This is a genomic window from Croceivirga radicis (genome assembly GCF_002072105.2).
Classification (GTDB): Bacteria; Bacteroidota; Bacteroidia; order Flavobacteriales; family Flavobacteriaceae; genus Croceivirga; species Croceivirga radicis.
Genome location: NZ_MTBC01000003.1, coordinates 421376 through 435252, shown reverse-complemented (window position 1 = coordinate 435252; position 13877 = coordinate 421376). Strand labels below are relative to the sequence as shown.

Sequence of the window (13877 nt, the reverse complement as noted above, 5' to 3'; positions counted from 1 at the left end):
AATATTCCTAAAAAACGAGAAAGGGTTTTACGATTCATCACTTTTTCATTTTATCGGCAACAGCTTTACTGGCTACAGTATCTAATTCTTCTAATTCTGAAATAATAACAGCATGGTCTTCACTACGGGTCTGACTCATTTTGTAAGCGGCCTGTATATCTGTTATTTTAACTTCAAACCCTACCGTGACTTTAACTTGGCGCAAGGTTTTAGAAGAAAATTTAGATAAGTCGATAGGTTTTTTGGCCATTTGCTCATATTTCTCTACTAATCGATGCATCGATGCCATAGTTTCCTCCTCAGAAAGCACTTTTAGATTTCCATAAACATGCACGGCAATATAATTCCATGTGGGTACTTCCTCTTCTTTATACCAAGAAGAAGAAATATAATGGTGTGGACCATTGAAAATACATAATACTTCTTTCCCGTCAACCAAAGCCTTTGCTTGTGGGTTCGCCTTGGCCAAATGACTCACCAAAATGGCTTCCCCATTGTTATCTGTTTCCAATTCTAACGGAATGTGGGTACCCCATGGTTTACCTTCCACTTGGTCTATTAAGATACCAAAGCTATTGGCTTGTATAAAAGCTTTTACTTCTTCTATATTTTCATTTTGATAATAGTGTGGTATGTACATGCTGTAACGGAGCTCATTTAATTTAACAGATTAAACATACTCTTTTTTCAATTAAGAATACTCATACAGAGCGTTTACCTTGCTTTAGTATGAATGATAAACTGCACCTAAAAAATTTTACTGGTAAAGGACCTTACCATAGACGCTATGTAAGGTACTGTCTAATATTAGCCCTGTATTTGGCTTTATGCAGCTGTAAACAAATGACCAGTTTGTCCGATGCTATTACCCAACCTTCTGCTAGAGAGGTATACGAACGCAATTATAGTTTAGAGGATAAGGCGTATGCAGCTTGGCAGAAAGCATTTGCTAACGCTTTTAACGATAGTGTAATGATCAACCTGCCCTATAAACAAGTAGGCAAGTTTTCTAGTGTTGAGCCTACGGTTTTGAGTTTTTCTTTAGCGTTGAAAGAAGGAGAGCGTTTGGTAGTGTCCTTACAAACAGATAGTATCACCTCTAGTTTTTTAAGTCTATACAAATATGATGAATCGAAAAAAATGGACTTACTACTAGAAAACAAACCCAATGCATCTTCTTTGTCCTATATCATAAAGGAATCGGGTAAGTACAAATTACTACTGCAGCCCCAACTTTTTGCAAATACAGAATATACCCTATTGATAAGGAGAAGGCCTACGTATTATTTTCCCGTTAGTGGAAAGGACAACAGCGCCGTGCAAAGTTTCTGGGGTGCACCACGAGCTGGTGGTACCCGCCAACATGAGGGTATAGATATTTTTGCTGCTAGAGGTACGCCCGTAGTTGCTGCAACAGATGGTCGCGTAGTGAGCACACGTAATCAAGGATTGGGTGGTAAACAAGTTTGGTTGGCAGATGGGCTGTTTGGCAATCGTTTGTATTATGCGCATTTAGATAGCATTATTGCAAGTGCAGGACAAAAAGTAACTGTTGGCGATACTTTGGGCTTGGTAGGGAATACGGGTAATGCAAAAACCACGGCACCCCATCTACACTTCGGCATCTATAAATCCAAAGCGGTGGACCCTTATCCTTTTATAAAAAAGATAGAACCATTGCCAAGTTTTGAATTAAATAATCCAACAACTGACGGAATTGTTAAAGGCGCCAAGGCCAATGTACGGCAAGGAAATTCAGTAAAATCAACTAAACTAAAAACCTTAAAACAACAAGATACGGTTCAAATTTTGGGATATACCAAAAACTGGGTTCATGTTAGGGACCAAAGTGGAACGGCAGGTTACGTTTTTAAAAACCTACTACAATAAAAAAGCGGGTTGAGACCCGCTTTTTTTCAAGTATTTATATAGAAAGGCAACTTATGCCCTGGATGTTTTAGAAGTAGTGTTAGCAACTGGTTTGTAACGGACTTTTTCCACTTTTATATTTTGAGTAGAGCTAACCTTTTCATGCTGGTCATAACTAGAATAGCATAATGTAGCTACTAATGCTAATCCATAAAATATACACTTTCTCATTCAATCGATTTAGGTTGTTTTGTGTTCTTTACGTATGCGAAGATTTTACATTTTAACTCCGTCCGCTACCTCAATCCGAATATTAATTAATTCATTTAAAAAATTGAAATAAGTGTATTTAAAAAGCTGCTTTTTAATCTTGTGCTAAAACAGTTCCCGGTATTAACTCTTCTACAATTTGGCCTTCTTTCTTATAAACATAATACGAATGGTTATCTGCATCTAAGGCAACAGAGGTGTGTACTTTTTCATTTATAAAATGGATAGCAGAACGGTCGTCACAAGCGTAACCATCTGCCAAGGTACCTGCTAAAATATTAGAATGATAAAGGGGTCTTCTAGATTTCTCAGAGTTGTAATGCGGACAATGACTCTTTTCTAGAAAACCTAAGCAAGAAACAATGCTCAATTCTTTGGGTCTAGAATCTGTGGTGCCGCCCAGTGTCCAACATAAAGAGCCTGCGCTGCCACCGCCCATAATAACACCCTTATTATAAGCCTTGCGCAGGGCAATATCTATACCTTGGGCTTTCCAAATGGCCATCATGTTTAAAGTATTGCCACCGCCAACAACTACGGCGTCCATTTTTGATAGTATTTCATCAAAACTCTCTTTTTGGTCGTAAGAATTAATCCAAACCCGCAGCACATGGGGAGTAACAGCTATTTGTTCGCAAACCTCGTAAAACCGTTGTATATATTCCGCATCGTCCCCGCTGGCGGTTGGAATAAAACACAGGTTTGGTTTGGTTTTACCTGTGGCCTTTGCCATGTAATTTAAGAAAGGAACTGTATGTCTACCGCTACCGTAAATCAATAGTTGTCTTTTCATATAAAATTATTTTTGCGGTAAGTTAAAACGAATTTTTACAATCCAGTAGGTAATTTCTACAGTTGGGTTAGTAAGCTTTAAATAGTAGACAGGGTTTATAGATTTTTGGAGCATCAATCTAAAACAACAGTCATGAAAAACTATTTAGCACTACTATTTTTCTTTATCAGCTTTGCACTTTTAGCGCAAACAACAATTACAGGTACTGTAACCGCAGGTAAATTACCGGTAGCAGGGGCCAATGTGTATTTAGAAGGTACGTATGATGGTGCTTCTACTGATGCTGCAGGTCGTTTCTCCTTTACAACTACAGAAACGGGAACGCAAACGTTGGTGGTCTCAAGTATAGGTTACGATACCCATTATGAAATGGGAGAGGTTACCTATTTTCAAGAATTAAACATTGTCTTGCAAGAAGCCATTAATAGCTTAAGTGGAGTAACGCTAACAGCAGGTTCTTTTGAGGCGGGTACGGAATCTAAAGCGGCGGCATTAAAACCGCTAGATATTGTAACCACGGCAGGTGTGGCGGGAGATATAGGCTCTGCTTTGCAAACCTTGCCGGGCACCACTACAGTTAGTGAAGACGGGCGTTTGTTTGTGCGCGGCGGTAGGGCAGAAGAGACCCAAGTGTTTATAGACGGGCAGCGAGTTTTTCAGCCGTTTATGGCAAGTACCAACAATGTACCCACAAGAGGCAGGTTTTCTCCTTTTCTGTTTAAAGGAGTTAGCTTTAGTACCGGCGGTTATTCTGCGGAGTATGGGCAGGCGCTTTCTGGTGTGTTGCTTATGAATACTACTGATTTACCGGACCAGGAAAAGACGGATATTTCTGTGATGAGCGTAGGAGCAGGTCTGGGACATACAGAGATTTGGGGAAATACAAGCTTAAGTTTTAATACCAGTTACATCAATTTATCGCCTTACGAAGCCTTGATACCTTCTACCAATGGAGTGCGTTGGAACAACCCGTATGAGTCTATGGCGGGCGAAGCTGTTTTTAGGCAAAAGGGGGAACGCAGTATGTTTAAATTCTACACGGGTTTTAACCATGCCAATTTTGATATAGACCAGGAGGACATCAATTTTGAGGAGTATGTAAATTTTAGATTGAAAAACAATAACCTGTATTTAAACGCGAATTATAAATACTTTTTTGAAAACAATTGGACGGTTTATGCCGGAGCTAGTACGGCATGGGATACCAATGCCATTACGGTTGTTGAAAATGACATAGAAACAGCAGATACTTCGCTTCATTTGAAGTTGAAAGCTTCTAAAGAATTCAGTAGCCGGTTTAAATTAAATGTTGGTTCTGAAGTGTTCCACACCAATTATGAAGAAGAATTTATAGCCAATAATGGATTCGATTTTATCGCTGGCTTTGATGAATTGCTTTGGAGTGGCTTTGCGGAGGCCGATGTGTTTTTTAGCAACAATTTTGCCCTAAAACTAGGGGCACGTACAGAGTATTCTAATTTAATTGAAGCTTGGAATGTAGCTCCACGAGCATCCTTGGCTTACAAAACGGGTCAGGACAGTCAGTTATCCTTAGCTTATGGTAATTATTATCAAAATCCATTAACCCAGTTTATCAATTATGATGCTACCCTAGATTATGAAAGAACGGCACATTATATTCTTAATTATCAATACGCTAAAAACGGCAAAACCTTTAGGGTAGAAGGGTACTACAAGGATTATGACAATTTGGTGAAGTATGATACCCGTGAGCCACAATTCAACTCCAATTTTACCAATTTAGGAAATGGCTATGCTGCCGGTCTAGATGTATTTTACAGGGATAACAAGAGTATTAAAAACTTAGATTATTGGCTATCTTATAGCTACTTAAACACAGAACGTAATTTTCTGGATTTTACGGAGCAGGCCACACCAAATTTTGCGAATGCCCATAATTTTTCTGCCGTAGGTAAATATTGGGTAAACGATTGGCGTTCGCAAATAGGAATGTCTTATAGTTATGGTTCTGGCAGACCCTATGATAACCCTAACACACCAGAATTTTATGCCGAAAAAACTAAAGACTACCACAATCTAAGCCTTAATTGGGCCTATTTAATAGACCAACAAAAAATTTTATTTTTCTCGGTTAACAATGTGTTGGGGACTAATAATATTGGAAACTACCAATATGCCAATACCCCAAATGCAGAAGGTGTTTACAACCGTAGGGCCATATCACCCGCTGCGGATAGTTTCTTTTTTGTAGGATTCTTTTGGACCATCAGCAGCGATAAAAAGAGCAATCAATTAGATAATTTATAAAAAGTACAATTCGGTAAGCAATTTATACAGTTGGGTAACTCCTATTGGTATGGCTTGCTGGTTAACCCGAGTTTTACATCGTAATCAAACATAAAAACAAACAGTCATGAAAAAAACTATTTTAATTTGTCTTTTAGTTGTAACCAGTATGTTAAGTGCACAAGATAAATACACTAAGGGTATGCAAAAAGCTTTGCAACTTTGGGGAGAAGGTAAAATAACCGAAGCCTCTAATTTATTTGAACGTATTTCTATGGTAGAACAAGACAATTGGCTGCCCTACTACTATAACGCATTGGTAAATACAACAGCCTCTTTTGGCGAAACAGATGAAACCAAATTGAAACAAAAATTAGAAAAAGCACAAGAATTTATAGACGTGGCCAAGAATATTTCGCCAGATAATGCAGAGCTATTGGTTTTAGAGGCCTTGACAAATACGGCGTACATTGCTTTTGATGGGGCAACCTATGGGATGACCCTTTCTGGAAAAGTAGTGCAATTGTATGAAAAGGCGGCACAGTTAGCGCCCAACAACCCTAGAGTAGTGTTTTCTAAAGCGGAGTGGGACATGGGGTCTGCCAAATATTTTGGAAAGGATACCACCCCTTATTGCAAAGATGTGGAACGGTCTTTGGAACTTTTCGCTAATTTTAAACCAGAAACCGAATTTTATCCAAACTGGGGGCAAGACAGAGCCAAAGAAGTTTTGGCCCAATGCAACAACTAGAGCATGCAAAAATTTATAAAGGAATTTTTTAAAGGAACACTCATAGGGACCGCAATTTATGTGGTCTTTATGGTTTATTTCTACTTTTTTACAGATGTGGATAAAACCCAATTATGGCGCGGAGCATGGGCAGAATATTATGAGAATATCATTTTTTCTATCATTATCTACATGCTCAACATTTATTGGTTTGATTATATTCTAAAGCGATTTGATAAGAAAATATGGAGAGTTAAACGCTTTTCTATTGCTTTTGGAGGTAATTTAGTAGTTTCTCTTATCGCTATTTTCTTTGCAAGACTCATAAGGCTTGTAATTTTTGGAGATGAGGTTTTTATGGAGTTTCTTCTTGGGGAGCGCGTACATAACTATACCCAATCCCTAATTATCTCTTTTGTAATAAACCTCATATTTTATGGGGCCTATTATTACAAATATAGACAAGACAATAAGGTAAAAGAGCAGAAAATTATTGCGGGTACCGCATCTGCCCGTTTTGATGCGTTAAAAAATCAGTTAGACCCACACTTCTTGTTCAATAGCTTAAATGTATTGACTAGTTTAATAGAAGAAGACCCTTATCAAGCGCAGAAATTCACCACGTCCCTTTCCAAAGTATACCGCTATGTTTTGGAGCAGAAGAATAAAGATTTGGTAACGGTAGATGAGGAGCTCAACTTTGCAAGGACTTACGTTCGTTTGTTAAAAATGCGTTTTGAAGATAGTATTGTGTTTGATATTCCAGATCAGGCAACAGATCCAGAAGCTAAAATTGTGCCTTTGAGTTTACAATTATTATTAGAAAATGCAGTAAAGCATAATGTTGTTACGGCATCTAGGCCATTGCACTTAAAAGTGTTTGAAGCTGGGAACAATTTGGTGGTGAGTAACAACCTACAGGCTAAGGAAGTGGTAAAAAAGAGTAGTGGGGTTGGACTACAGAACATTAAACAACGCTATCAGATTTTAACCAATAGGGAAGTATCTATAGAAAAAACGGAAACCGATTTTAGAGTAACCTTACCCATGCTTAACCAACAAATATCTCGTGTGGAAACCCAAGACGAATTTTTAGAGGAAAAGCGTTACGAGAAAGCAAAAGAACGGGTAGAAGCTATCAAGGGCTTTTATGGTAACCTAACGGCTTATGCATTGGTAATTCCGTTTTTATGGTGGATAAATTACCGTACTACGAGTTTTATCTGGGCAATTTTCCCCACATTGGGCTGGGGGTTTGGGCTAGCGGCTCATGCATTGCAAGCATTTGGCTATCATCCTCTTTTGGGCAAGGATTGGGAAGAGCGAAAAATAAAACAATACATGGAAGATGAGAATTTTTAATACCTAAACAAGTTTCAATTTTGATTCTAGAATTTCTTCAACTTCTGTTTTAGTCAAGTCTATCCCCAAAGTGGTAATTGCCTTTTCAAAAGTACTGCAGAGGGCAAATTGGGCATTTTTACTACCAGCAATTTTTAAAAGTGTTGCAAATGCAGTATTGCTAGGGCTAGAAACCACTAAAACCTCTTTAAACTTTTTATTTACTTTTTGATTACGGGTATTGGTAACACTTTCTACGGATGCTTTAACGGCTTCAAAATCCATATGGGTTAGGTCTGTCAACAACAAGAAAACATCTTCATAGAAAGGTTGTTGTTTCAAATGCTCTAGGTAGGCTGCATACTGTTTAATATTAGGCTGTCCAGAATACTGCTGTACCAAAAGATTTTTGCCTTCTATGTATGTATAGGCTATTCTCATATTTCTATCAGATATACAAGTGTCGATTGTTCAAAATTGGTTTTCTATTACAAAATTACAATTCAGTTTGTAAAACTTACAATTGGGTAATCCATTTTTTCTTCAAGGCTATGTTCTTAAGATATTTACCATGTAATTAATAAGAACAATTAAAACAATAAAAATGGAATTTAGAGACGATTTAAAATACAAAAGAGCTAAGGAGAAAGTAGAAAACATAAAGGGGTTTTACGGTAATCTTACTTCCTATTTAATAGTAATTCCTATTCTGGCGTACATTAACTACAGCACCACAAGTTTTTTATGGGTAATTTTTCCTGCATTGGGCTGGGGATTGGGTCTAGTAGGGCATGCACTACATGCTTTTACAATAAATCCGTTCTTTGGTAAGGATTGGGAAGAACGTAAGATTGCAGAACTAATGAAAGATGGCAATTTTTAATTGTTAGTATCTTTAAGCATAGCAAATTCATCATCAAAAAATAGCATTTCAATAACAACAATCATGGAAAAGAATTTCAACGCAAATAAATACCAGAGAGCAAGAGATAGGGTAGACGAACTTAAAAAGTTCTATAACAACCTAACCATTTACCTCATATTCGTGGTCTTTTTGGCAGGAATAAACTACTACACTACCGGTTTTGGTTATATGTGGTTTTTATGGGCCGCATTTGGTTGGGGAATAGGTGTTTTCTTTCACGCTTTAAAAACTTTTAGGGTAAATCCATTTTTTAACAAAGATTGGGAAGAAAGAAAAATTAGGGAGTTTATGGAAAAGGATAGGGAAACCGATAAATGGAAATAATCATGAAAAATGCAGAAGATTTAAAATACGAGAGAGCAAGAAAAAGGGTTGCCCAGTTAAAAAGTTATTACGTTCATTTGGGAGTCTACGTTGTAATTAACGCATTTATCCTGGCCAATCTTTACATCAAAAGTGGTTATGATAATGAATCGTTTTGGGATTGGAAAAATTTTACCACAACATTTTTTTGGGGTATTGGATTATTGTTTCATACGGTTCGTACATTTGGAATTATCCCAGTGTATTCATCTAAATGGGAAGACCGAAAAATTAAAGAATTTATGGCCCGTGATAAAGCGGAAAAAGAAAAATATCTGTAATTAAAAAAGTACCAAACCAACCATGAACGTAATTATAATTGAAGACGAAAAACCGGCGGCAAGAAGACTCTCTAGAATGCTTTCTGAGCTAGATGTAAACGTAACCAAAATGTTGCACAGTGTAGAAGAATCCATAGCCTGGTTTTCTACCAACGAGCATCCAGATTTAATCTTTTTAGACATTCAATTATCAGACGGTTTATCCTTTGAGATTTTTGATAAACTAGAAGTTAAAAGTGCTATCATTTTTACAACGGCGTATGATGAATATGCACTACAAGCTTTTAAGTTAAATAGCATAGATTATCTGTTAAAACCAATAGATGATGAAGACTTGGAAAAGGCAGTGAAAAAGTACCAAGATTTTGCACCCAAAAAGGACCAAATTTCCATAGATTTTAACGACATAAAAAAGCTGTTGGTAAACCCATTGGAAAGGGAGTTTAAAAAACGTTTTACCGCTAAGGTAGGGCAGCACCTAAAAATTATAAATGCAGACGAGGTAGAATGTTTTTTTAGTGAGAATAAGGGTACCTATGCCGCAACCACAGACGGAAGAAATTATCTTTTAGATACCACTTTAGAAAATTTAGAAAATGAAATTTCTCCAAAACAATTCTTTCGTGTTAGCAGAAAGTTTTACGTAAACATAGATCATATAAAAGACATCATTTCCTATACCAATTCTAGACTTCAAATAAAGATGAATAGCTTCAAGGAGCAGGAAATTATAGTGAGTAGAGAACGTGTAAAAGACTTTAAGCTTTGGTTAGAGTAGTCTATTTTAATTAACTGGTATAAAGTATTTTATATGTTTATATAAATATTTCTTATGGTTAAAGTAAGACTTTAGAAAAGGACTTATTCCTCAATTCTATTGTCATCAAAAGCAGAAGGCAGTAATTGCGGAATTAATTTAATAAAAATTGGTAACAAAACTGCGCCACCGGGCAACATAAAAATGGCTAGTGAAGGAATACTTTTAAAAATATCCAATAATTGTTTTTGTACTTTTTTGCGCTCTTCCTTAGTTAAATCTGTGGTGGTTGCTTTTACTAATAAGGACATTAATTCTTTACTTTCCCGGAGTTCTTTTCCAAGTCTTTTACTATTTCTTAAGATTAATTTACTAACGTTTTTGGTCATTCCTTCATAGAATTTGGAGGCCAAATTATCGTCTTTTAAATAAGGTATTTTATCCCTGTTTTTATCAAAAAAAACAAGCACATTTTTGATGGCGTTTTCTATGTTTTTTTTATCCTGTTTTAAGGCCCTGCCAATCTCGTGAATATAGTTAGATTCTTCTTGCTCCAAGGTACCATCTTCCCATACCGTTAAGCAGGCAATATCCAATAAATATTGCTTTTCCATATCACTGAAATTTAGGTCCAAGAGTTCCTGAAAACTTTTGCGATATTGGGTAGCGTTCAAGTCTACAAAACTTAAAGAAGAAGCTAAAAGTTGCAGCAACTTTTCATCACTCTTTCGGGTCTGTTTAGAGTTCAATGCCTGGTATGCAATATTGATGGTTACATACTCTAATAGTTCGGCATGCTCCAGTAAATTTTTATCGCTTTTTAGGTATTCCCTAAAGATTAAAACATCTACATATAATAGAGAATTTGTTAAGCTATTTCCAAATGCTCTACTAAAGGTATTTCCACCTAAATAAATTCTAGAATCCAATAGTTTTTCCAACTGATCTTCCGTCTTGGAACCACTTAATATTTTTTGTAAAAAGGTAAAATTGCCTACGTCCAATTTTTTATAATAGGTAAATACCGTTTCTACAAATTTGGAAAAGTCGTTTTGTTGGGTCTCAAAACTATAGGTAAAATAAAGTGCCGTTAAGAGGTTTATTTTGGCCACTTCATCTTCCGTATAAATATGTTCTGCCTTGGCAAAACTGGGAGAGCTTAAATGAACCCCATAGATAAAACCATGTTCCAATAAGCTATGGTATAAATGGTTTTTGTCTATGTAATGGTTTTGTTTGTCCTTGATAACATGGCCAAACTTTTTAATCCAACCAGCGGCAGATGGGTTCATTTAGGTAATTGATTGATGGGCTCAAAGTAAGGAAATTTATGCCAGTCTACTACAAGAATTTATCATTGCTTATTTACAGCACCTTAAGTGTGTTAAGAGAATTTTAACGTTTAAAACCAAACCCTCCTATTTAAAGCCCCGTAGGTAAGACCGATAAATCATTAAAACATTTAATATGAAAAACACAGCTAAAACAGCCATTATTTTGAGCTCTTTGGTGGTTGCCCTTGGTATTATGGTGGCAGCAGACCATATAGATGCACCAGATAGTATGGGAACTACGGCAGACATTGCAGATTATTATGCCTTTGAACCAACCGAAGGATCGGACAATACCACCTTTGTGGTAGACTTACAAACCAATGTGGTGGACGGCCTACCGTACGGCACTTTTGATGAAGACGTGCTTACCGAAATTAATATTGATTTGGATGGCGATTTAGTAGAGGATAAAGTTATACAAGCCATTCCAAGAGACGGGATGATGTACTTTTTTGGGCCTTTTGACCCTTCACAAACCGGAACTTCAAGTGAAGTTGCAGTAGACAGCCCTTTGGGTATGGTAGAAATTTCTGATGCTACCGCAATTACAGAAACCACTGCAGACGGGGTTTCTTTATTTGCAGGTCCTAGACAAGATCCGTTTTTCTTTGATTTTAATAGGTACAACCAAGTTGTTATGCCAAGTGCTGAAGATAATTCTGGCTTTAACAGCCCAGGAGTAGACACGTTTGATGGTGCCAATACCATGTCTATTGTAATTGAACTACCAAATGCGATGTTGGGAACACCAACGGCTACCAACGTTTTAGGCTTGGAAGTTTACAAAACTTGGGTAACTACAAATAGAAAACAATAATTAGCAAAAATAAGTACTATGAAACTTAAAAGATATACATATACAATTGCCTTAGGGGCACTATTGAGTTTAGGAGTAGCCTGTGATTCTGACGATAATGATTCCATGATGATGGAAGATGATATGACAGGTATGGAAGATGATGGCATGATGGAAGAAGTAGATTTTTCTGGAACTTTTATGCAGGTAGATTACATGGGTAGGCCAGGTATTAATACTGTACTAAGCGGCACCGGTGAAATTAAAAACATGCACAATACGGCCATACCATCAGAAATGGCTGCTACGTTTCAACCAGGATTTGAAAGTCAATTAGAGGCTTATCATGATGGTTATGCGGTTGCCTTGGGTTTAACTCCGGAAGATGTGGATTACGAGCCGAATATTTTAGGGGATATTTTAAACGGTCCAGATGCGGATGGTTATACGGATAATCCGGTATCTGCTACGGTTTTAACAAGTGTTTTAGCGGCAGATGTTTTAGAAGTTGCCCCTAACTTACCCACAACATATTTTAATCCTGGAGCTGGTGCGCCTGCTTATGAAGGTGCAGTTGGTTTAACAGGTAGAACGTTATCAGATGATGTTATAGATGTATCCTTGATATTGTTATTTGGTGGCGGTAACGGAGCTCGTTTTGCTGGCCAAGATGGTTTACCGTTGTTAGTAAGTGATGGTGTAGGTTTTTCTGCGAATATTTCAACCGAGTTTCCATACTTGGGTGCTCCAGAATAGACTATGGAAAAGAGGAAAGAGGGTGCCATTTAAATGGTACTCTCTTTTAATTACCAAATAAAAATATAGAACAATGAACAAACAACATATCCTTATTTTCTCATTAACCGCAATCTTTCTATGCTCCTGTACAAAAGAGAAAACGTTTAAAAGTAACGTAGAAGATTACAATGTTTATCTAGAAACCATCGCACCCAATACAACTTCAAAATATTTTGATACTTGGAACAATAAAATAACCAAGGATAGTACAGAACTAATGAGTTTTGGAATTGTTGCTGGGGAATACGAACGGAATTTTGGCAAAACGGGAAACATCACCTATTTAAAAAAGGCAGAAAAAGCACTTACCAAAGCTTTTGAGATTGCCAATATTGGAAAGGAAAATTACGCACGGGGGTTGGCAAGAAATTACATTTCACAGCACCGTTTTAGAGAAGCCCTTAAAATGGCGGAGATAGCGGATAGTATTGGTGGTGGTAAGGAAGAAACACAAGCATTACTTTTTGATGTTCATTTGGAATTGGGCAACTACCAGACAGCTGCCAGTTATTTAGATAGCTTAAAAAATATGAGCAGTTTTGGCTATTTGATAAGGGCCGCAAAATGGAACGATTACAAAGGCGATTTGGATACTACCATTAAATTGATGGAACTGGCCATGGCCAGAGCAGAATCTTCTAACAATATTAGTTTGCGTTTATGGTCTTACACCAATATTGCCGATTATTATGGCCATGCCGGACGTATTGAGGATTCTTACAGATATTATCTTAAAGCGTTAAAGTTAGACCCAAAAAATGCCTATGCAAAAAAAGGTTTGGCCTGGATAGTTTTTTCACATGAAAAAAATGGAGTTGAAGCGCTGCGCATATTGGACGCCGTTACACAAAATTATGTTGCTCCAGATTACTATTTGTTAAAGGCAGAAATTTATGATTTTTTGGGTGATGAAGATAAAAAAGCACAAAATCTGGATGCCTATTTTAATTTGGCCAAAAACCCATATTACGGGCAAATGTATGCGGCCTATAATGTTGAGTTTTTATTGGAACACACAAAAGATTATCAAAAAGCCATGCAATTGGCATTCAAAGAAATTGAAAGTAGGCCAACACCGGAAACATATAATTTATTGGCAAAAACATATCTAAAAATGGGAGAATATAAAAAGGCGCTTGCCGTAGTAGAAGATAAATTAGTCGCCAAAAGTTATGAACCTACTATTTTGTGGACAACAGCAGAAGTGTATAAGGTCAATAACGAATTTGATAAAGTGCAGGCGCTAAAAAGGGAATTAGAAACCGCTTTTTACGAGCTTGGACCCGATGCTATAGAACCTATTAAAAACTTATAAAAATTAGGTTGGTTGTTTAATTGTTTGGTTTTTATTT

15 protein-coding genes are annotated in these 13877 nt (G+C 36.9%); 11 read left to right on the top strand and 4 right to left on the bottom strand.

What is annotated here, in order from left to right; all coding sequences use genetic code 11:
* Positions 1-37 precede the first annotated feature (37 nt).
* On the bottom strand, positions 38-640 hold the full coding sequence (locus BUL40_RS06825; RefSeq protein WP_080318607.1) for an FMN-binding negative transcriptional regulator: 603 nt from the start codon (positions 638-640) through the stop codon (positions 38-40).
* Positions 641-843: 203 nt separating this feature from the next.
* Here BUL40_RS06825 and BUL40_RS06820 point away from each other — a divergent pair, with 203 nt between their 5' ends.
* Entirely contained in the window at positions 844-1890 is a 1047-nt protein-coding gene (locus BUL40_RS06820; protein ID WP_176465455.1) for a M23 family metallopeptidase, read from the top strand.
* A gap of 343 nt (positions 1891-2233) precedes the next feature.
* Here BUL40_RS06820 and BUL40_RS06815 read toward each other — a convergent pair whose 3' ends face one another.
* Positions 2234-2932, bottom strand: a complete 699-nt coding sequence (locus BUL40_RS06815; RefSeq protein ID WP_080318605.1) for a Type 1 glutamine amidotransferase-like domain-containing protein — start codon at positions 2930-2932, stop codon at positions 2234-2236.
* Positions 2933-3064: 132 nt separating this feature from the next.
* Here BUL40_RS06815 and BUL40_RS06810 point away from each other — a divergent pair, with 132 nt between their 5' ends.
* The 3 genes from BUL40_RS06810 to BUL40_RS06800 all read left to right on the top strand — a co-directional run bounded on the left by BUL40_RS06810 (position 3065) and on the right by BUL40_RS06800 (position 7292).
* The gene (locus tag BUL40_RS06810; RefSeq protein ID WP_080318604.1) at positions 3065-5221 is read left to right on the top strand and encodes a TonB-dependent receptor; all 2157 of its coding nucleotides are present in this window, start codon (positions 3065-3067) and stop codon (positions 5219-5221) included.
* A 106-nt stretch (positions 5222-5327) separates the two neighbouring features.
* Entirely contained in the window at positions 5328-5951 is a 624-nt protein-coding gene (locus BUL40_RS06805) for a hypothetical protein (RefSeq protein ID WP_080318603.1), read from the top strand.
* A gap of 3 nt (positions 5952-5954) precedes the next feature.
* Positions 5955-7292 carry a 2TM domain-containing protein gene (locus BUL40_RS06800; protein ID WP_080318602.1) on the top strand — a complete coding sequence of 446 codons (1338 nt, stop codon included), beginning with the start codon at positions 5955-5957 and terminating at the stop codon, positions 7290-7292.
* A 3-nt stretch (positions 7293-7295) separates the two neighbouring features.
* Here BUL40_RS06800 and BUL40_RS06795 read toward each other — a convergent pair whose 3' ends face one another.
* On the bottom strand, positions 7296-7712 hold the full coding sequence (locus tag BUL40_RS06795; RefSeq protein ID WP_080318601.1) for a hypothetical protein: 417 nt from the start codon (positions 7710-7712) through the stop codon (positions 7296-7298).
* Between the two features lie 163 nt (positions 7713-7875).
* Between BUL40_RS06795 and BUL40_RS06790 the strand changes: the two genes are divergently transcribed.
* The 4 genes from BUL40_RS06790 (at position 7876) to BUL40_RS06775 (ending at position 9618) form a co-directional block, all read left to right on the top strand.
* A complete protein-coding gene (locus BUL40_RS06790) occupies positions 7876-8154 on the top strand; it encodes a 2TM domain-containing protein (protein ID WP_080318600.1) in 279 nt (92 codons plus the stop codon).
* Positions 8155-8217: 63 nt separating this feature from the next.
* Positions 8218-8520 carry a 2TM domain-containing protein gene (locus tag BUL40_RS06785; RefSeq protein ID WP_010518889.1) on the top strand — a complete coding sequence of 101 codons (303 nt, stop codon included), beginning with the start codon at positions 8218-8220 and terminating at the stop codon, positions 8518-8520.
* 2 nt (positions 8521-8522) lie between these two features.
* Complete coding sequence (locus BUL40_RS06780) at positions 8523-8840, top strand: 2TM domain-containing protein (protein ID WP_244901835.1); 318 nt, start codon at positions 8523-8525, stop codon at positions 8838-8840.
* 22 nt (positions 8841-8862) lie between these two features.
* Positions 8863-9618 (top strand): LytR/AlgR family response regulator transcription factor, encoded by a 756-nt coding sequence (locus BUL40_RS06775; RefSeq protein ID WP_080318598.1) that lies wholly within the window; start codon positions 8863-8865, stop codon positions 9616-9618.
* An 83-nt stretch (positions 9619-9701) separates the two neighbouring features.
* On the opposite strand, the gene BUL40_RS06770 is transcribed toward BUL40_RS06775, so the two are convergent.
* Positions 9702-10889 (bottom strand): LETM1-related biofilm-associated protein, encoded by a 1188-nt coding sequence (locus BUL40_RS06770; protein ID WP_080318597.1) that lies wholly within the window; start codon positions 10887-10889, stop codon positions 9702-9704.
* A 175-nt stretch (positions 10890-11064) separates the two neighbouring features.
* On the opposite strand from BUL40_RS06770, the gene BUL40_RS06765 reads away from it, so the two are divergent.
* The 3 genes from BUL40_RS06765 (at position 11065) to BUL40_RS06755 (ending at position 13840) form a co-directional block, all read left to right on the top strand.
* Positions 11065-11748 carry a DUF4331 family protein gene (locus tag BUL40_RS06765; protein ID WP_080318596.1) on the top strand — a complete coding sequence of 228 codons (684 nt, stop codon included), beginning with the start codon at positions 11065-11067 and terminating at the stop codon, positions 11746-11748.
* Between the two features lie 18 nt (positions 11749-11766).
* The gene (locus BUL40_RS06760; RefSeq protein ID WP_080318595.1) at positions 11767-12483 is read left to right on the top strand and encodes a DUF4331 family protein; all 717 of its coding nucleotides are present in this window, start codon (positions 11767-11769) and stop codon (positions 12481-12483) included.
* A 73-nt stretch (positions 12484-12556) separates the two neighbouring features.
* Complete coding sequence (locus tag BUL40_RS06755) at positions 12557-13840, top strand: tetratricopeptide repeat protein (RefSeq protein ID WP_080318594.1); 1284 nt, start codon at positions 12557-12559, stop codon at positions 13838-13840.
* Positions 13841-13877 lie beyond the last annotated feature (37 nt).